The organism is Marivirga lumbricoides (genome assembly GCF_014636295.1).
Taxonomy (GTDB): Bacteria; Bacteroidota; Bacteroidia; order Cytophagales; family Cyclobacteriaceae; genus Marivirga; species Marivirga lumbricoides.
In genome coordinates, this window is the sequence record NZ_BMEC01000008.1 from 24,350 (window position 1) to 42,443 (window position 18,094).

Sequence of the window (18,094 nt, forward strand, 5' to 3'; positions counted from 1 at the left end):
TTGGCAACTTGTCAGGATTCTGCAAAGTAATAAGCCTCAAAACACCTGTTCTTCTGGATGTAATCTTCTAAACGCATTGGGTAGAAGGCACCAACATTTAGGTTGAATTGGGGGCAGCGCAAAACACTTACCAATCCATTTGACCGGAATCCTTATATGATTCTTCAAATTATTATAATTAAGTATAAAATTCTGATAATTATTCAATAAACGAATTAATTATTAGTATGCATTTTATCATTAATCTTCTATATTGAGACTTCAAATGTTTCTACAACCAAAGCTTAAGACATTTTATCCAATGTTTTTCAGTTAATTTGGTTGAAGAGAGCATTAAGCAAATATAATTGTATTGTTACATCTGGTAATTTTTAGTGTTGGATTTTGATATCCAATATAAATGTTGGCATCGATTTAAGACGAACGAATGAAGAAAACATTAGGAGACTACAGTGTTTTGATTTTATCAATAATAGGAAGTTTTGCTTCTATAATCTCATTTGGAATTTATTTTTCACCACATTTAGATAATCAAGGTTTCGTTGGGGTTTTCTTTTTAGGGATCATATCTATATTCTTTATTGGTTATTCTTTTTATTTAATTGCGAAATACAGAAAGAAAATCAGATATGCCGATATTTTTGAAGAAATTAATGTCGGATTTACCGAGCTACATTCAATTGATAGACAAGAAGATCCTTCAATCGAATTAATTATTCAAAAATTAGGATTCTTGTGCGATAACTTGTCAAATGCATTTTCCACTATTAATGGAGAAAAAATAGGCGTATGCATAAAGTTTCTTACATTTAAAGGTAAAAGACCAATTGTTACTACGCTCGTTCGCGATAGATACTCAAAATCCAAAAATAGAAAAACAGGTACTGCAGATAATACAGAACATTTTATTGAACTGAATTCTGATTTTCAATTTATATGGGATAATTTTGATAATGAGAATATTGAGACCTCTTTTTATTATGAAAGGCATCTACCGATTTGTAAAGACTATAAAAATAGCAGGTTAAGCTCTGATTGGAGAGGTAAGGTAAAATTTGGTTTAATAGATAATTTTGTAAGAAGAAAACAATGGCCGTTGCCTTATCGTTCAACACTTGTGGTTCCAGTTGTACCATTGTTAGCTGATGAACAAAACCAGAAAGCCATTAGAGGTTTTTTATGTCTTGACTCTTCAAAAGAAGGTAAATTTAGCCCACAGATAGATGTAGATATTTTAAAAGGAATCTCGGATGGGTTATACAATAAAATAGATAAATTGAATGCATTAATTAAAGGAAATGGCGAGAACGAATAAAGAATCAATGATGAACATTGTTGTTGAAGCTAAAAAGGAAACTAAAGAAAATCCTGCCCGAATTGTTGTAAAGGGAAAACGTGGATATAAATCAATACCAGTAGTCTATTTTACCGAAAAAGAAACAAGTTCATTATTAGAAATCGTGGATAGGGTAGAAAAAGACACCAACGCCAACATAGTTTATAAAAAGTAATGGCTTTAGTGGTTAATCTGATATGTTGTAGAATAGTTGTTTTCTAGATTTAATAAAGTAATCTTTCTAAAGATATGCGTCTGACGATTAATCCAATCTTAGCAGCTAACTTATAAAAAAGCTATAAAATAATTCGAACCCTGCCGATATTAATACGCCTCTGTACTCCTACTATGTTTTTTGACAGAATTATATATTAAAAAACCCAAGATCAAAAGAAAAATTAGCAACAGTGTCTAAATATTCATCAACATGACTTAATTTTTAATTCCGAGCTATAATTTATAATAAGTCGTCATTTAACTCAGATTTAAGTGCGTTATTACGGTCTTCATTGGCAATGCTTTTATACTGCGCTTCCCTTACTCCCTCTCCTGAAACCATTTAAAAATTCTTTCCACATCTTCTTTCTTGCACAGTTCTGTGCCGGGCGTCATGGTAGCGGCAGTGCCGGCAGCAACGCCCCATTTTACAGCCTTCTGAATGGATTCCCCGCGGGAAAGTGATAAAATAAAGCCAGCCACCATGGAGTCTCCTGCTCCTACAGTACTCGCCTGCTTTACGGTAGGCGGCACAATATATTCAATAGTGTCTTTGGTGGCTAACATGGCGCCCCTGGCTCCTAAGGAAACAATCAACACTTCGGCTTTCCCCTCTTCAATTACTTTTCTGGCAATTTCTTCCTGCTGCATTCCTGAAATTTCTTCCATACCGGCCATCTCACTCAATTCTCCTAAATTAGGTTTCATAAAGCGTACCCCCGCATTGGCTGCTTCCAATAAAGCTTCCCCGGAAGTATCTACCAGGCATTGAATGCCTTTTTCGCTGGCAATTTTGACTATTTGTGCATAAAAATCCGAGGGAGCACCGGAAGGCAGACTTCCGCTCGCCACCAGGTATTCCACCTCGTCCGGCAGTTCTTTAATGGCTCTAAGACATTGCGCTAATTCCTCCTCTGATAATTCGCTACCGGGCATCCCAAACCTGTACTGGTTACCGGTAGAAGTTTCCATCACCATCAGGTTTTCCCTTGTGGGGTTTTTCACCTGAATGAGTTGTTGCTCTACTCCTTCTTCCGATAGAAGACTGTGTATTTTATCCCCTGCAGGTCCGCCCGCAGCATAAATAGCCAATGATTCACCTCCCATCATATGAATAGCCCTCGACACATTAATGCCTCCCCCACCTGGTTCATAGCGGGGTGCTTCACACCTGATCTTCTTTTCCGGTTGCAGCATTTTAGCACTTGTGCTTTTATCCAGTGCAGGATTAAGTGTTAGGGTTACAATTTTCATATACTATAGTTTCTTTAAAAAATTTGATGAGTTGTTTAATCAGTATAGCCGGCATACTGCCTGCTATCAAAAGCTCTGTTTTTAGGTCAGGCTGTTGCAATAATAAAATTTCAGCCACAGTCGGAATAAAACTGGCTCATCCTAAGACGGTAAAACAAGTTATTCAGCTAATGAAAAGAACGCTATGTTGTTAGTTACTGTTTCCTCTTCTTTACATAATTGAAAGCATAATAACCAAAACGGAAAAACTGAGGGAGTAAACGCTTAGGCTGCCAGGTCATTTGTGATCAACTAAAATGACTTCTTTTAAAAGTTTTTGACAAAACAATGAGCAAAATTAAAAGGTAGGCCGTAGCAATACCTAAATTCAGAAAAGGAGAGTTTCCAGCTAAAAGCTGATCCATTCCCTGAAAAAGCCAGTGGGTAGGGAATAATCCAAAGGCCCATTTAAACTGCTCAGGAACAAAAAAGGCCGCAAAAGGGATAAGCACTAAAATATTAAAAGCTTTGGCATACACCATTCCCTGCATGCGGTTCTTCACAAATGAATTGATCCCTAATGCATAAACCGGAACTATTAAAGCAGCAATGGCAGAAAGTAGTAGATTCTGCATTAGTGGTACCTCATAAAATGTTTGCACTTCAAGCATTGCTACATTTAACAGCAAAGTGAATAAATAGGGAAATAAAAACCTGCTGGTAATAAATTCAAATATGCTGAGTGGCACAATACCATATACTTTTGACACTTCAGTCTCTTTCTCATCAAGCAAAACCATACTGTTTATAAAGCAGAACATTTGAGTGTTCTCTACCAGCACCACCACCATCATCACATCCAGGTAGGGTTTAACCCCTTCAAATTCAGTTACTAAATAAGGAAAACCGAAAATAACAATGGCAAAAAGTAATAAAGGCAAGGCCAAAAAGGATTTCAAAGAAGGATCTCTAAAAATCAGTTTAAAATCCATCAATGCGAGTTTTAGAAGCTTTTGCATGGTTTTAAGATTTAAGTGAAATAGCCTTTGTAAATCTGTAATACGCTAATTGATAAGAACCGCCCACGAAAAGCACGGTAGCTGGTAGCACATACCACCACTCAAAAGCAGTTCCTCTAATGCCATAATCAATCAGATCAATACTTGATTGTATGGGCAAAATATAAGCCAGCCAACCCATGTCAATTAGTTGAAAATAATCTATTAAAGGCAGGGCCACCAGCGCCAGAAAAACAGGAACAGAACGCATGGCAAACTTGAGAAATTCATCCGTATAGCTTAGCATAAAAATAGCCAGTGAAGCGGAAATGATACAAATGGCCATGCATCCTATTGTAAAGGCAAATATATTAAATGAAAATCCGAGTATTGAGAATGCCAGGATAAGCGCACATACCGTCCCGATTAAACTTAAAGCTATTATTTTAGCTAACAGATAATGATGAACCTTTAATGGGCTCACAAAAATAGCGGCCAGAATATCGTACTTCATTTCTGTATAAATAGCCAGTGCTACAAAGAAATAGCCGATCACGGTAGGGTCATTTAAAATAATCACTACCATAAGGCCTTCCAGGTTCTCCATGTCTCGTAAAAAGAAAAGCAATAATCCGTAAATGAAGGTAACAGCAAGGCTCACATTGATAATGCTATTCTTCTGAAGAAGTTTGAACTCCCAGATCAACTGTTTGAAAAATGGTTTCATCCTATTAACGATTTACCTGTTACCTTAATAAAAACCTCTTCCAGCGTAGCATCCAGCGTTTGCATGCGCTTTACTTCTTTTCCTTTGATGAAAGTCAGAAATTCCTGATTGTTACCGATATCAGCCAGTGGAAACTCCTGAACTTCATTTTTAACCAGCTCTACTTTCACAGCTTCCTTACCGTATTGATGTTTAAGACGCTGGGGTGAATCTGTTGCAACCAGCTTTCCATCCACTATAAAAGCCACTCTGTCACAAATATGATCCGCTGTTTCCATGCTGTGGGTGGTTACAAAAATAGTTTTGCCCGCTTCCTTCAAGTTCAAAATATGTTGCTTGATTTTGTGCGCATTTACAGGGTCAAGTCCGGAAGTGGGCTCATCAAAAAACAGAATATCCGGATCATGCTGAATGGCACGAATAAAATTAAGGCGCATTTTCATTCCTTTTGAGTAGGATTCAACCGGTTTATTAATCGCTTCAGTTAAATCAACCATTTCAAAAAGGCTCTCTATAGATTGAGATAGAGCTTTTGGATAGAAAGAAGCAAACAGTTCAAGATTCTCTTTACCCGTAAGCTTCATATAATGATTAGGGAGTTCGAAGCCTACGCCAATCTTTTCGAAATAACTATTATCCCATTCGGTCAGGTCTTTTCCATTTACCTCTACCTTGCCACTAAAACCCTTCAATATTTTATAGAGCACCTTCTGCGCAGTACTTTTGCCGGATCCTGAAGGTCCCAAAAAACCAAAAACCTCTCCTGTATTGATCTCAAAATTTAGGCCTTTGAGTGTCGGAGCTTCATTTGAAGGATAGGTATAAACTAAATTTTCAACTTTTATCATGATGAGGTGCGTTAAATGCCGGCTTAACTAAATTGATATAATGCTGTACATGCTCCAGGAGAAGTTCTTCCTTATGATGGTATACTGGTAGTTCTTGCGCTATACTCTTCTGTGGATTCACCAGGCCAATGAATTGCAGATGTTCCTGCATATCGCGCCCAGTATGGAAAAGAGAATAAGCCATAATGTTAGTTGGAATATCGTTTCTGAAAAGCCCCCCTTCAATTTCTGCTTTAACCATCTCTTCAAATACCTGAACAACCTGCAACATCATTTTGTCAAATATTGGTTCAACTGAAGGCGAATACAGATTCTGAGATAATCCAAAAAGGAAATGACTTTCCAAATGATGCTCTGCATCGAAACGGAGTCCTGCTTTGAACAAATCCATAAAATATGACCAGAAATCAGGATAACCTGTTCTTTTTACGGTGGCTATATAAGAAGCCTTTACTGAATTGGCCTGCTCTATTAAATAGAGAAACAAATCCATCTTGTCTTCAAAGTATTGATAGATGCTTCCCTTTGCTATACCGAGCTGCTTCACCACTTCGGAGAGTGAGGCTTCATCGTAAGGCTTGAGCGCAAACTCTCTAAGAAAAGCATTGGTAATCCGCTTTTTCTTATCTGCTTTTAATTGATGAAAAGTTTCTTTTGGCATATTTATGACTTATCAGTCACAAATATAAAAAACAATTGTGACTTAGTAGTCACTTTTAAGAAAAAAGTTAATTACTAAAAGGTTGGCTACCTTTTTCACGTTATTTTCTTCTGTTATATGTAGATAGAATTATTTTTACTGAGAGGCTGCTTTCAGTGAAAATTTGCGTTTTTCTCCCTTTTCAAAATCAAATAGCTGGTCTATTACACCAATTTTCACTTTATCGCTCCAGCCTTCCTCAAAAGAAATTAAAAGCTTCTCATCCTTGATTCTGATGCCAATCCAGTGGTTCCGATATTTTATCCTCATGGCAATCGCTTTAATATCTTCCGGAAGATCAGGTTTAATCCAGAGGGCGTCATCGCAGATGGCAAGGCCAGAATAGCACCTTTGCACCAAATTTAATGAGCCCGCCATAGCTCCTAAATGAATCCCTTCAGGGGTAGTGCCACCTTGAATATCCTCAAAATCACTGACCAGCAGGGCTTCAAAGTTTTCCCAAGAAGCCGTTTTATTGTATTTGCTGAGAATCCAGGAGAATACAAACCTACTAAGCGTGGAACCATGCGAAGTTCTCTGCTGATAGTATTCAATATTCTTACTGATCATTTCAGCATTGAACTGATAGCCCATGCCTTCAAAAATATTTTGAAGCTCCTCTTCATTAAAAAGATAAAAGAGCATTAAAACATCTGCCTGCTTATTGGCTTGGTAATTATTGGGGGAATCACCTTCGCTTTCCAATACCCTGTCCAGCCGTTGAATATCCTCGTATTTTTCCTTGTACTCCTCCCACGGAAATTCTTTCAATTGATGGTAACCTTCAAACTGCTCAATGATGTCATCATTGATATAAGGGATATATAGTTTTTCACTGATTTCCTTCCATAATTGCAGTTCCTCCTCATCAATTTTCAGATATTGGAGCAATTCTCTTTTACGGCTCTTTTCAATTATCTCCAGTATTTCAAGCCCTTTCTTTAAAAGCCAGGAGACTAATACATTGGTATAGCTGTTATTATTTAGGCCGGGTTCGTCAGAGTTCGGGTAGGATGTATGGTATTCATCCGGGCCTACAATCCCATTTATTACATAGCGATTCTTTTCTTTGCTAAACTCAGCTTTGCTAGCCCAAAAGGAGGCTATGCTTAAGAACATTTCCGCTCCGAAGAATGAAAGAAACTGCCTGTCGTCACTGGCTAGATAATAATTCCAGATATTGTAAGCGATGGCGCAGTTTACATGTCGTTGCAAATGCGTTTCATCAGGAATCCAGTTGCCGGAATCAGGGTTAAGATGTACCACCTGGCTTTCTTCTCTACCGTTGCTTCCACTTTGCCATGGAAACATTGCTCCTCTATATCCTTCCTGCTTAGCAGCATATCTGGCTTCATCTAAGCGATGGTACCTGTACATTAACAGGCTTCTGGTAATTTCTGGAAAGCGCAGGTTCAAAAATGGGAAAATATACATTTCATCCCAGAAGATATGTCCTCTGTAAGCTTCTCCATGAATTCCCCGGGAAGGAACCCCGACATCCAGGCCTATGGTGTTGAATGAAACCGTCTGCATTACATGAAAAATGTGCAGCCTGAGCAGTTGTTGTGTTTTGCTACCATTAAAGATTTTTATGTCACTGCGGTGCCATAATCTTTCCATAGCCTGCTCATGCCTTTGCAATAACTCAGCAAAACGATTTGCTCGTTCGATGTCCTTAATTGCCTCTAAGGTTGATTCGGTAATAGCCCGGTCTCGTGATGTATAAATGGCAGCAATTTTCTCTATATGATATTGCTCTTTTTCTTCCACAGAAAAAGTAAATTGTTGGTCAATCCACCCTTCTTTCTCAGTAGTTTCACTGGTAAGGTCCAACAGATTTCCGCTATGGTAGAAACGGGTTCTCGCTGCCTGGCTCATCCTGATTTTAGATTGCTTTGTTTCTACCTGTAGCAACATGCTGTCATTATCCAACTTCTCTGTTTGCAAGGGATGAAGATGCTGACTTTCCAAATCGCTGTAGCGCTCCACATTGTCGTTAATCACTGTACCATCCAATGCCGATTGAAAAGTAACCTTTCCACTCCAGTTTTCAGGGGTAAAAGTCCATTCCAGACCCACCATATGCTTATCGCGCATGCTTACAAGCCTTCTACTCCGAATGTGCGTAATTCTGCCCTCCTCATCTTCTAACCTGAAGTCCCTCACCAAAACACCTTCCTTCATTTCCAGTGTCTGGCAATAATTAAGCACTTTTACTTCTTCAAGATTAAACCATTTTCCATTGTCCTGCCTGAAGTTAAGGCAGAGCCAGTTGGGGAAATTGACAAAATCCTCATTTTCAATGTCTCTGTCTGCTACCTTTGTTTTTGCCCGGTTAAAGCCCCCTGCCAGATAGGTGCCGGGGTAATTAAATTCATTATTCCGGCTTTCCTCAGCCGCACCACGCGTAGCAATATATCCATTTCCCAAAGTGCATAGTGCCTCCCTGAGTTTTTGCTCCTCCGGTTTCCATTGATCGTACTGAATGCTAAAATCCTTCATATTTCTAATTTCTTGGTTATTTCCAGGCTTCAGCGGATATGAAAGTTTACTTCGTCAGGCGTTGCTGAAGCTTTTGCAAGAATTCTACTACTTCTGTAGTATCCTTCAATTGATAAGTTGCATGAGTCTCCTGATCGTGCGATCCCACCAAAATACCTACTCCATAATCTTTTATTGCTTTCAATGCATCTTCATCTGTAATATCATCCCCAATAAAAATAGGCATATATTCCTCTTTGCTTAATTCAAGCTCTTTCATTAGCCACTGAAGTGCCTTTCCCTTATGCCAGTTAAGATTAGGTTTAAGTTCCAGTATTTTTTTTCCGCTGCCTTTCTTTAGCTTCTCGTCAGATTGTAAAACTTCTTCTACAATAGATTTTAATTCGTCCACTTTTTCTTCCTGCACATTTCTGTAATGCACAGCAATGGCATATTTTTTTCTTTCTAACTGGCTGCCTTTAATATTCTTAAGTTTCTCCTTAAGTTTTTCCTCTGCTTTATCTAATGATGGCAGCGTTTTTTTACCTTCCTCATACTGCATTTCCATGCCATCGGGGCCGCTGATATCAAAGCCATGGCTTCCTGCATAAAAGAGTGTATTTATATCAATAAATGATAGAATATCTTTTCTATCTCTTCCACTAATTACCGCTACATTGATGATTTTAGATAGTTGCTCAAGTGCGGACCTGGTCTTTCCAGGTAGTTTTGCCTCTTCAGGATCTGATACTATTGGGGTAAGTGTGCCATCATAATCCAGAAAAAGTACTGCTTTCTTATCTCCCGATAATTCATAAATTTCATTGATGTTTTGTAAAGCATTCGGAAGCTTTTGTTCCATATATTTTATAGTTTTTGTTTATTTATTTGATGAATAAATTTCGGTTAGCTGCTTCACTACTATGTCAGCCTTAGCATCTTCCATTTCGCTCGCTTCACCCTTTCTGGCTACTCCTACAACTAATCCGAAACCTCCGCTTTTACCCGCCTTAATTCCGGCAATAGCATCTTCAACCACAATAGTTTTTTCAGGGGCAGCACCTAAAAGCGCTGCCGCCTCTAAAAAGATATCAGGAGCTGGCTTTCCACTCAATCCTTCTTTCTCAGAAATTACGCCATCAACCCGCACATCAAAAAGATTTTGCACCCCGGCTGAATCTAGAATATACTCAGCATTTTTACTTGAAGAAATAACTGCTATTTTCAGCCCTTCCTTTTTCCACTTCTTCACTGTTTGAATGGTATCTTCATACACATGCACTCCCTCTTTTTTAAGCAACCCAAGAAAGATTTCATTTTTACGCATACCAAGACTATATACTGAAGGCTCCTGGCCATCCTCATCCGGCCCGCCTTCAGGTAAACTTATATTTCTTGATTTCAAAAAACTTCTGACTCCGTCAAAGCGAGGTATTCCATCAATAAATGTGTTATAGTCTTTGTCTAAGTTTAAGGGCTTAAAATCTGCTCCATCCCTGCTTTGCAGAAAATCATCAAACATTTTCTTCCATGCTTTAGCATGGAGGCGCGCTGTTTGTGTAATTACGCCATCCATATCCAAAATAACAGCTTCAAAATTCTGATTGAGCATTTCTGCCATAGTTAAAGTATTGCTTATTTAGCTAAACCTTCTTTTATAAATCCGGCAATTTGCGCCATTCTTTCTACCTGGTGCGCTACGCCTGCTTTTATTTCAGGTGTTAATCCACCACTTGCCGGATTTACGCTTACGCCATAAGGATTTCCTCCTGCTTTAAACTGTACGTCAGAAGCATAACCAGGCGTTACTACTATGGCTCCCCAATGGTGCATAGTTTTATAAAGTGATCGTAAAGTTGTTTCCTGACCACCATGCATATTTTGTGAACTTGTCATTCCTGTTACTACCTTATTTACCAATTTACCGCTAAACCAAAGGCCTCCGGTAGTATCAAAGAAAGAAGCAAGTTGTGAAGGGAGATTTCCATAACGAGTGGGTGCACTAAACACAATGGCATCTGCCCACTCAAGGTCATCCAAAGAAACCTCCTGAACATCTTTAGTAGCTTCTAAATGCTTGGCCCAATCTTCATTCTGCTGAATAGCTTCTTTTGGAGCCAACTCCTTTACTTTTCTGAAGCGAACTTCTTTAATGTCGGCATTTTTAGCTGCTTCTTCTGCCCATCGGGCCAGTTGATAATTGGTTCCTGTTGAACTGTAATAGATAATTGATAATTTAACATTTTTCATATACTTATAAATTTTGGTGATAATTTCTTTCCAGGTTAATCTAACTTTAAACCTATATATGTATAAGTATTATATCGAAATAAGTTGGGCTTAAGCAGGAAAATGGTTCATCCATAGGCTCCATCCGCTTTAAGAGACCAATTAATTTCTGCTGTGGCTAACAAAAAGAGCTTTTTTACGATAAAACCATCATGCATGAAATTATCTCCATTGAATTATTAGGTATCAGAATAGATGAACCGATGGTAACGCTTACAGATCTTCTCGTAAGCGTACTTTGCTTTATTTTCTTCTATAAGCTACACAGAAGGCCGGAGCAGCAACTCATTATAGTATATTTTAAGTACTACTTTTTGGTAATGGGTATGGCGACAACTTTCGGGGGGTTAGTAGGGCATGCTTTTTACTACGAGTTTAGCAAAAGCTGGAAACTGCTGGGATGGATTATCAGTATGGTGGCAATTATGTTGATTGAAAGAGCGGCCATTGAGCACACACAAATAGTACTAAAGAAGAAATATATAAAAACACTAAGGGTTGTTAATTTAGTGGAGTTTTCAATCTTTTTAATTCTTACACTTTACACACTTAACTTCTTTTATGTACAACTTCATTCCGGCTACGGATTGATGTTTGTAGTTTTCACCATAGAGTTCTTGCTGTTTTTGAAAACCAGAAATGAAACAAGTAAATACATTATGGCAGGGATAGGCTTCGCTGCACTCTCCGCACTTACTTTCTCCACCCAATTCACTCTACATCCATGGTTCAATTACCTTGCCTTTAGCCATGTATGGATGGCTGTGGCCTCTGTTTTTATTTATTTAGGAGTGAAAAAGGTAGAGGTGGTTAAGCAAGAAAAAGCCCTTGTTTAGCACTGTAAACAGTTATAATTGCTAGTATAATTTGGCTCCATTAGGCACTTCCTGTTCAACAGAAGCAAGTACTATGTTACCATTTTCATCCTCATAACCCGTAATTAGTACTTCAGACATAAAGTTGCCAATCTGTTTTTTAGGAAAATTTATTACACATTGCACCTGTCTGCCAATTAACTGCTCCAGGGTATAATTTACAGTAATTTGCGCACTCGTTTTTTTCAGACCTACTTCTTCCCCCAGGTCCACCCAAACCTTATAAGCAGGCTTTTTGGCTTCTGGAAATGGTTCTGTCTTGACAATCGTTCCGATCCTGATATCTATTTTTTGAAAATCAGCCCAGTTAATAGTGTTCATAGTAGGTAAATTTGGATTTGAAAACAATCAGCAAAATTACATGTTTGCATTTTAGAAAAAATACAAATAATATGTGTTTTATATAAAAATTTGTATATTTGGTACTGACCAAAAGTAAGTAGGATGATCGCAACCACTAAACTCAAATCTCTTAGGTCCATCGGATTGATTCTTACGTTAGGATTTTTCACCATTTCCGGTGGATATGCAACATCAGATTCAATTAAAGAAGAAAAGAAGAAAACAGAAGATTCTGAGAAGAAATCAAACCTGGATCCTGATAAAAAAGGAATTAAAGCTGATTCTATCTCAAACTTTACTAAAAAAGTAGAAGCTAAAACTGATTCGACTGCCAGTAAGTCGCAAAACCCAAGTTCTATGTCTTCTATGTCATACAACATTTTATTTCAGGTGATTTATAGATTCAGTTTTTCTGAAATATTTGATTCACCTTCAAGTTCAGAAATTGTTTCTCACTAAAATATAAAAAGCTCCCATAAACAGGAGCTTTTTATTAATTACTGGCTACCGGGAGCCTTTATTTTATTACTACACTAAATATTGCCTGCACATCAGTTTCTCCTCCTGCTTTGGTAATGTCGCCCGTCTTTACTCCTTCAGCAGATTTATTTGGTTCATGTCTTAATGTTACTGTTAAGGTTCCTTCGCTGGCCTCACCGGTAGTGAAAATAGAAGTTACTCCAACGGGGTTACCATCTTCATCTACATCATCGTAGGCAAAGTCAAGATTTAATCCATTGCTGGTTTCAAAGAAAAACTGGTGGTCATCACCTTCCTCTAAAATCTCTTCAGTGATATTTTCTGCAGGATTTTCCGTTGTATTCAATACTTGAATAGCTACATTATAACTTACACCAGCATCTAATATAGACTCTTGCCCGTCAGTATATACTGGCTCAATAGGACCATCTCCATCAGCATCAAAAACTGAAAAAAATACAGGGTCACCACCACCTGTAGTAGGAACGAATGTGAGCGACATGGTGGTGATTAATTCCTCTTCATTCTCTGCTTCCGGCTCTTCCGTATCACATTGAGAAAATAACACTACTGCTGATAATAATAACAGGCTTCTAAATAAGCCTGTTAAACTTACTTGATTTTTCATATTTGTTTTGTTTTTGGTTTTTGATTTATTTGAATTAAAAGATATAATTAATGCGCAATTCTATATTTCTACCAGTTTCACCGGCATAAAACCTCAAACGGTTGAGGTAATCAGTATAACTAGTATTCATTAAATTATAGATGCTCAAGCCAATATTGAGCTGGGCATTTTTCAATTGCCTTTCCGTATCTACAGAGAAATTAGTTATGAAATACCCCTCAGGCACAGGTACAGGGGCCTGTTCATAAGCCTCTACTTCTGTAATCGGTGCCCTGGTTTGCTCAAATACTTTCAGTCCACTCAGGTTAAATTCAATTTCTTTAAAGGAAAAAGTATTTGTTAATCTCCATGTGAGTGTATTTTCCCACCTGTCTGCCGGCATAAAAATGAGTGGTAAATCATTCGTTTGATCATATCCACGGATTACTGAAGCTTTCGTATTGATAGAGAAATGATGAAAAAGTTCGTAGCTACCGATCGCATCAAATCCATAAATAGTAGCCAAAGTCTGCTGATATTCATAAACGGGAAATGCTCCTCTAATTGTGAGGCGCGGAGCAGTGGGCTGCAAGTAGATATAGTTATCTATTCTGCTGAAGTGCCCATCTACATTTAATTTAAGTTTTTCGCTCCATCGGAGTTGAAGGCTATTAATAATCTTGGCAGAAAACTCTGACTGCAAGTTTGCATCTCCTTCTTCAATTGCAGCCACACTATGGTGCAATCCCTGGCTGTAAAGCTCATTTACATTAGGGGCTCTCTCACTTACACTAATATTTCCTTTGTAAACGAGCATTCGGCTGAAGTTGTAAGCCCCACCTACTAAGGCGGAAAACATGTTATACTGGTGAGTGGGATTGATGAGCTGATCCTGATCGTTGAATTTTAAAACATCCAGATTCATTCTGTCATACCTGATTCCGGCTTCGGCACTCCATAATTTTTGCTCCCATAGTTCAGTAAGAAACACACCTGCCTGAAAGCTTGAGTAATTAGGGATCAGAGGTCTGGTTCCTGTGCCTGGCAGATTTTGGTTGTTTTGGTATTCATAATCCACTCCCACACTTCCGGAAAGATTCCCCCATATCGGTTCATGCTGATAGCTTAGTTTAGCTACATGACTTTGTAACTGCAAATCAACAGAGGCTCTGTTATCATCAGAAGATCTACGTATGTCAAATTCCTTTCTATTATTTTGCTGAAATCCATATATAAAATCCAGCGCACCTTTTCCTTCCCAGTCTTTATGCAATTTGGCTTTTAAAAGATTGTGCACCACTTCCTGCCGGGGGTTATTAATATCATAGGAAAAATCCTTAGTGTAAAACGGAGGCCTTCTGTACAATGCTTCAAAAAAATCATCCACATTACCTACATGTGCTCCTCTGAGAATTCCTATTTCAGTTTGAAAACGGCTGTAAAAAAGGTCTGCCTGAAAATTGTCATTAATATAGTTTCCTGCTAAAGAAAAATTAAGCTCATTACTTCCTGTATTGGTCAGGTTATAGTCAGCAGTTCGTAAATCTCCCGACTTCTTTCCTGATGCCTGTGCTCTCAAATTGAAAGATTCACCAGACTTCTTAGTAAAAACGCTACCGGAAACCATTCCTGAACCTATTGCTCCTCTTCCATTGGTAAAGCCAATTAAATCTATGCTTCCATGCATGGCTGAGTCTGGAACTAAAGGCTCGGGCTCTAATAAAAGTACTCCTCCGATAGCTCGGGGGCCATATTTTATTGCAGCGGCCCCCTTTACAATAGTGATTCGGGAAGCCACAAAAGGATCAATCTCCGGTGCATGGTCTACACCCCATTGCTGTCCCATTTGTGCTACTTCATTATTAATCACCTGTATTCTGCTTCCATATAAGCCATGGATCATAGGTTTATTAATACCTGGTCCTGTTTTGATATTGTAAACCCCGGGCAGCGTACTTACCGCTTCTGATAATGATTTCCCTTTCAGTTTCTTGAGCTCCCGCACTGTTAAAGTGCTCTCCACATTTGACTGCAAAACCTGCTCCCTTTTATGTGCGTGTACCGTAACAGATGACATCAACTGGTCCTTTTCCTGCAGATAAATCTCTTTTTTGAGGGTTTCACTACTTGTAACTATCTCCACCAACCTCTTCTCAAAATCTACCTGGCTTACTTCCAGATTGAAGGATTGATTGCAAGGAATGTCGATAGTAAAATTACCTTTTTCATCTGTTTGCACCCCGGTTTCTATTGATGGGAAGTACAGAGTAGCAAAAGCCACAGGTAAATGATCACCTTCTGATAGTACCTGACCTGAAAATGTAGTTCTGCAATTACCCTGTGCAAATAATAAAGAGCCCGGGCTAATGAGTAGAACTGTTAAAAAGAATAATTGAATACCACTTAACAAACGCAACATTATTGCAAATTTAATTAAATAACTTTATAATTACACATCGAATTAATATTAAATAAATTCCGTTGATGTAAATGAGCATAGGAATTCAATATTTCCTGATTAATTTTCTTTAATATTGATCTCTACTATTTAAATTTAATCTCATCAAAAAACTAAATTATCACGAATGAAAAGAATAATTATTTGGGTTCTGATCTGCCTTCCCGCACTGGCATCAGCCCAAGACGATTATAAGCAGCGATTTGAGCAATTAGGTAGCATCTTACCCACTCCTAATAGCTATAGAACCGCTTCAGGCGCTCCTGGAGAAAATTATTGGCAGCAAAAAGCTGATTACGACATTAAGGTAAAATTAGATGAAGCAAATAATAAAATTACCGGTACTGAAACAGTAACCTATTACAATCAGTCACCCCATCCACTTAATTATTTGTGGCTTCAGTTAGACCAGAATATGCGTGCTAAAGGCTCAGACTCTGAACTAACCAGCACCTACACATTTTTTAATGACACAATCCCTGCCAAATTTATTGAGCAGTACATTGCCAATGGGGGAAATTCATATGATTTTGAGGGTGGATTTAAAATTGATTATGTGAAAGATGCATCCGGTAATCCTATGAATTACCTGATTCAAAAAACCATGATGAAAATCCGCTTACCGCAAACTTTAAAGCCGGGCGAAAAAATCAGTTTTTCAACAGGCTGGTCTTATAACATTAATGATAGAATGAAAGGTGGTGGCCGATCTGGTTTTGAATATTTTGAAGAAGACGGAAATGCGCTTTACACCATTGCACAGTTTTATCCAAGAATGGCTGTTTACAATGATGTGGAAGGATGGCAAAATAAACAATTTCTGGGCTCAGGAGAGTTTGCTTTAACTTTTGGAGATTTTAATGTAGAAATCACCGTACCTAATGATCATATTGTTGCAGCTACGGGAATGGTGCAAAATGCCAAAGAAGTACTAACAAAGGAACAGTATAACAGATATGAGAAAGCTTTAAAGTCTACAGAACAAACTTTCATTGTTACTGAAGAAGAAGCTATTGCTAATGAAAAGGACAAGTCCACCCAGTATGAAACCTGGAAGTTTACTGCAAAAAATGTAAGAGATTTTGGTTTTGCCACTTCCAGAAAATTCATTTGGGATGGAATGATGGTAGAGCTTTCAGAAACTAAACCTTTTGCCCAGTCTTTTTACCCTAAAGAGGGAAATCCATTATGGGAAAAAGAATCTACCAAAGCGGTAAAAAATACTCTGGAACTTTATTCTAAAAGAACTTTCGATTACCCTTACCCGCAGGCTACTTCCGTACATGCTGCTTCCATTGGTATGGAGTACCCGATGATCTGCTTCAACTTTGGCCGTCCTAATCCTGATGGCACCTATTCTGTTAGAACACAACTAGGTATGACATATGTTATTGTTCATGAAGTAGGTCACAATTATTTTCCAATGATTGTAAATTCTGACGAGCGCCAGTGGGCATGGATGGATGAAGGCCTGAACTCCTTCCTGGAATCTAACGTGATGTGGGAATATTACCCTGACCTACCTTATACTGATAACTCCCCTCAGGCAATTACGGGTTATATGAAAAGTAGTAAAGATGCTCAAAGGGCGATTATGACTAACCCAGAGCAAGTGTTAAGGTTAGGGCCAAATGCTTATGCAAAACCTGCCGCTGCATTGAATTTATTAAGAAATACTATTTTGGGTCCTGAATTGTTTGATGAGTCTTTCAAAGCTTACGCACAAAGATGGAAGTTTAAGCACCCCACTCCTGCTGACTTCTTTAGAACAATGGAAGATGCTTCAGCAGTTGATTTAGATTGGTTCTGGAGAGGATGGTTTTACTCTACTGACCATGTGGATATTGCCGTTGATGAAGTGAAATATTACAGAATAGCTTCTGAAGAACAATCCAAAGAGAAGAAAACAAAAACACCAAAAGGTGATTTAGGTAAAAAAGAAGGTGAAGAAGAGCAGAAAAATACTGACTTCAGCGAAGGTCCATCTTATATTAACGTGCAGGACACACCTGATTTCTGGTATGGTGAATACAGGTCAAAAGCTGATGATAAGGCTATTAAAGCACGTTATAAGGATAAGCATTTTTACGAAGTGATTTTTACCAATGAAGGCGGTTTAGTTTCTCCTTTAAAGATAAAATTTGACTATAAGGATGGCACATCAGAAACCAGAATGATTCCTGCAGAAATTTGGAGAAAAAATGAGAAAAAGACGCGTAAAGTATTCATTTTGGATAAAGAGGTAGCTAACGTAACTTTTGATCCGAACAATGAATTAGCCGATACAGAAATCAATAACAATGTTTTCCCTAAGGTAGAAGAAAGCACTAAGCTTGATGAGTTTAAGAAGAAAGGGAAATAAAGTTAATTTATATTCAAAAAAGAAAAGGGAAGCTGCGAGGCTTCCTTTTTTTTTCTTTGCTCTGCAATTCGGATTTTCTTTATAAATACTCTAAAGTTAGAAAATCAAATAAACCTTGCTCGAGAAAGCGGGCGGGAGGACA

At 38.1% G+C, this 18,094-nt stretch carries 17 protein-coding genes; 5 read left to right on the top strand and 12 right to left on the bottom strand.

Annotated elements, in window-relative coordinates:
* Positions 1-427 precede the first annotated feature (427 nt).
* Both IEV85_RS12795 and IEV85_RS12800 read left to right on the top strand, forming a co-directional pair.
* Positions 428-1,315, top strand: coding sequence for a hypothetical protein (locus tag IEV85_RS12795; RefSeq protein ID WP_188463941.1), 888 nt, complete (start codon positions 428-430; stop codon positions 1,313-1,315).
* Positions 1,299-1,511 (top strand): hypothetical protein, encoded by a 213-nt coding sequence (locus IEV85_RS12800; protein ID WP_188463943.1) that lies wholly within the window; start codon positions 1,299-1,301, stop codon positions 1,509-1,511. Before IEV85_RS12795 ends, IEV85_RS12800 begins: the two co-directional genes overlap by 17 nt.
* A 362-nt stretch (positions 1,512-1,873) precedes the next feature.
* On the opposite strand, the gene IEV85_RS12805 is transcribed toward IEV85_RS12800, so the two are convergent.
* The 9 genes from IEV85_RS12805 to wrbA all read right to left on the bottom strand — a co-directional run bounded on the left by IEV85_RS12805 (position 1,874) and on the right by wrbA (position 10,789).
* The gene (locus IEV85_RS12805; RefSeq protein WP_188463945.1) at positions 1,874-2,806 is read right to left on the bottom strand and encodes a 1-phosphofructokinase family hexose kinase; all 933 of its coding nucleotides are present in this window, start codon (positions 2,804-2,806) and stop codon (positions 1,874-1,876) included.
* 287 nt (positions 2,807-3,093) lie between these two features.
* Entirely contained in the window at positions 3,094-3,804 is a 711-nt protein-coding gene (locus tag IEV85_RS12810) for an ABC transporter permease (protein ID WP_188463947.1), read from the bottom strand.
* Between the two features lie 4 nt (positions 3,805-3,808).
* Entirely contained in the window at positions 3,809-4,510 is a 702-nt protein-coding gene (locus IEV85_RS12815; protein ID WP_188463949.1) for a fluoroquinolone export ABC transporter permease subunit, read from the bottom strand.
* Positions 4,507-5,358, bottom strand: coding sequence for an ABC transporter ATP-binding protein (locus IEV85_RS12820; protein WP_188463952.1), 852 nt, complete (start codon positions 5,356-5,358; stop codon positions 4,507-4,509). Before IEV85_RS12820 ends, IEV85_RS12815 begins: the two co-directional genes overlap by 4 nt.
* Entirely contained in the window at positions 5,345-6,019 is a 675-nt protein-coding gene (locus tag IEV85_RS12825) for a TetR/AcrR family transcriptional regulator (protein ID WP_188463954.1), read from the bottom strand. The genes IEV85_RS12820 and IEV85_RS12825 overlap by 14 nt, the downstream gene beginning before the upstream one ends.
* A gap of 135 nt (positions 6,020-6,154) precedes the next feature.
* The gene (locus IEV85_RS12830) at positions 6,155-8,560 is read right to left on the bottom strand and encodes a glycoside hydrolase family 65 protein (protein ID WP_188463956.1); all 2,406 of its coding nucleotides are present in this window, start codon (positions 8,558-8,560) and stop codon (positions 6,155-6,157) included.
* 46 nt (positions 8,561-8,606) lie between these two features.
* Positions 8,607-9,401, bottom strand: coding sequence for a trehalose-phosphatase (gene otsB, locus IEV85_RS12835; protein WP_188463958.1), 795 nt, complete (start codon positions 9,399-9,401; stop codon positions 8,607-8,609).
* A gap of 18 nt (positions 9,402-9,419) precedes the next feature.
* Positions 9,420-10,160, bottom strand: coding sequence for a beta-phosphoglucomutase family hydrolase (locus IEV85_RS12840; protein ID WP_188463960.1), 741 nt, complete (start codon positions 10,158-10,160; stop codon positions 9,420-9,422).
* Between the two features lie 14 nt (positions 10,161-10,174).
* Positions 10,175-10,789, bottom strand: coding sequence for an NAD(P)H:quinone oxidoreductase type IV (wrbA, locus tag IEV85_RS12845; RefSeq protein ID WP_188463962.1), 615 nt, complete (start codon positions 10,787-10,789; stop codon positions 10,175-10,177).
* A gap of 191 nt (positions 10,790-10,980) precedes the next feature.
* On the opposite strand from wrbA, the gene IEV85_RS12850 reads away from it, so the two are divergent.
* A complete protein-coding gene (locus IEV85_RS12850; RefSeq protein WP_188463964.1) occupies positions 10,981-11,664 on the top strand; it encodes a DUF6962 family protein in 684 nt (227 codons plus the stop codon).
* A 21-nt stretch (positions 11,665-11,685) separates the two neighbouring features.
* On the opposite strand, the gene IEV85_RS12855 is transcribed toward IEV85_RS12850, so the two are convergent.
* Positions 11,686-12,024, bottom strand: a complete 339-nt coding sequence (locus tag IEV85_RS12855) for a tRNA-binding protein (RefSeq protein ID WP_188463966.1) — start codon at positions 12,022-12,024, stop codon at positions 11,686-11,688.
* A 123-nt stretch (positions 12,025-12,147) separates the two neighbouring features.
* Here IEV85_RS12855 and IEV85_RS12860 point away from each other — a divergent pair, with 123 nt between their 5' ends.
* Entirely contained in the window at positions 12,148-12,504 is a 357-nt protein-coding gene (locus IEV85_RS12860) for a hypothetical protein (RefSeq protein WP_188463968.1), read from the top strand.
* 58 nt (positions 12,505-12,562) lie between these two features.
* Here the strand turns inward: IEV85_RS12860 and IEV85_RS12865 are convergent, their stop codons facing one another.
* Together IEV85_RS12865 and IEV85_RS12870 are read right to left on the bottom strand one after the other, a co-directional pair.
* Entirely contained in the window at positions 12,563-13,153 is a 591-nt protein-coding gene (locus IEV85_RS12865) for a type 1 periplasmic binding fold superfamily protein (protein WP_188463970.1), read from the bottom strand.
* Between the two features lie 34 nt (positions 13,154-13,187).
* Positions 13,188-15,551, bottom strand: coding sequence for a TonB-dependent receptor (locus IEV85_RS12870; RefSeq protein WP_188463972.1), 2,364 nt, complete (start codon positions 15,549-15,551; stop codon positions 13,188-13,190).
* 166 nt (positions 15,552-15,717) lie between these two features.
* Between IEV85_RS12870 and IEV85_RS12875 the strand changes: the two genes are divergently transcribed.
* Entirely contained in the window at positions 15,718-17,952 is a 2,235-nt protein-coding gene (locus IEV85_RS12875; RefSeq protein ID WP_188463974.1) for a M1 family metallopeptidase, read from the top strand.
* Positions 17,953-18,094: the final 142 nt, after the last annotated feature.

Coding starts and splice junctions, on each gene's coding strand:
- IEV85_RS12795 (WP_188463941.1), top strand. CDS start 428: ATGAAGAAAACATTAGGAGACTACAGTGTTTTGATTTTATCAATAATA.
- IEV85_RS12800 (WP_188463943.1), top strand. CDS start 1,299: ATGGCGAGAACGAATAAAGAATCAATGATGAACATTGTTGTTGAAGCT.
- IEV85_RS12805 (WP_188463945.1), bottom strand. CDS start 2,806: ATGAAAATTGTAACCCTAACACTTAATCCTGCACTGGATAAAAGCACA.
- IEV85_RS12810 (WP_188463947.1), bottom strand. CDS start 3,804: ATGCAAAAGCTTCTAAAACTCGCATTGATGGATTTTAAACTGATTTTT.
- IEV85_RS12815 (WP_188463949.1), bottom strand. CDS start 4,510: ATGAAACCATTTTTCAAACAGTTGATCTGGGAGTTCAAACTTCTTCAG.
- IEV85_RS12820 (WP_188463952.1), bottom strand. CDS start 5,358: ATGATAAAAGTTGAAAATTTAGTTTATACCTATCCTTCAAATGAAGCT.
- IEV85_RS12825 (WP_188463954.1), bottom strand. CDS start 6,019: ATGCCAAAAGAAACTTTTCATCAATTAAAAGCAGATAAGAAAAAGCGG.
- IEV85_RS12830 (WP_188463956.1), bottom strand. CDS start 8,560: ATGAAGGATTTTAGCATTCAGTACGATCAATGGAAACCGGAGGAGCAA.
- otsB (WP_188463958.1), bottom strand. CDS start 9,401: ATGGAACAAAAGCTTCCGAATGCTTTACAAAACATCAATGAAATTTAT.
- IEV85_RS12840 (WP_188463960.1), bottom strand. CDS start 10,160: ATGGCAGAAATGCTCAATCAGAATTTTGAAGCTGTTATTTTGGATATG.
- wrbA (WP_188463962.1), bottom strand. CDS start 10,789: ATGAAAAATGTTAAATTATCAATTATCTATTACAGTTCAACAGGAACC.
- IEV85_RS12850 (WP_188463964.1), top strand. CDS start 10,981: ATGCATGAAATTATCTCCATTGAATTATTAGGTATCAGAATAGATGAA.
- IEV85_RS12855 (WP_188463966.1), bottom strand. CDS start 12,024: ATGAACACTATTAACTGGGCTGATTTTCAAAAAATAGATATCAGGATC.
- IEV85_RS12860 (WP_188463968.1), top strand. CDS start 12,148: ATGATCGCAACCACTAAACTCAAATCTCTTAGGTCCATCGGATTGATT.
- IEV85_RS12865 (WP_188463970.1), bottom strand. CDS start 13,153: ATGAAAAATCAAGTAAGTTTAACAGGCTTATTTAGAAGCCTGTTATTA.
- IEV85_RS12870 (WP_188463972.1), bottom strand. CDS start 15,551: ATGTTGCGTTTGTTAAGTGGTATTCAATTATTCTTTTTAACAGTTCTA.
- IEV85_RS12875 (WP_188463974.1), top strand. CDS start 15,718: ATGAAAAGAATAATTATTTGGGTTCTGATCTGCCTTCCCGCACTGGCA.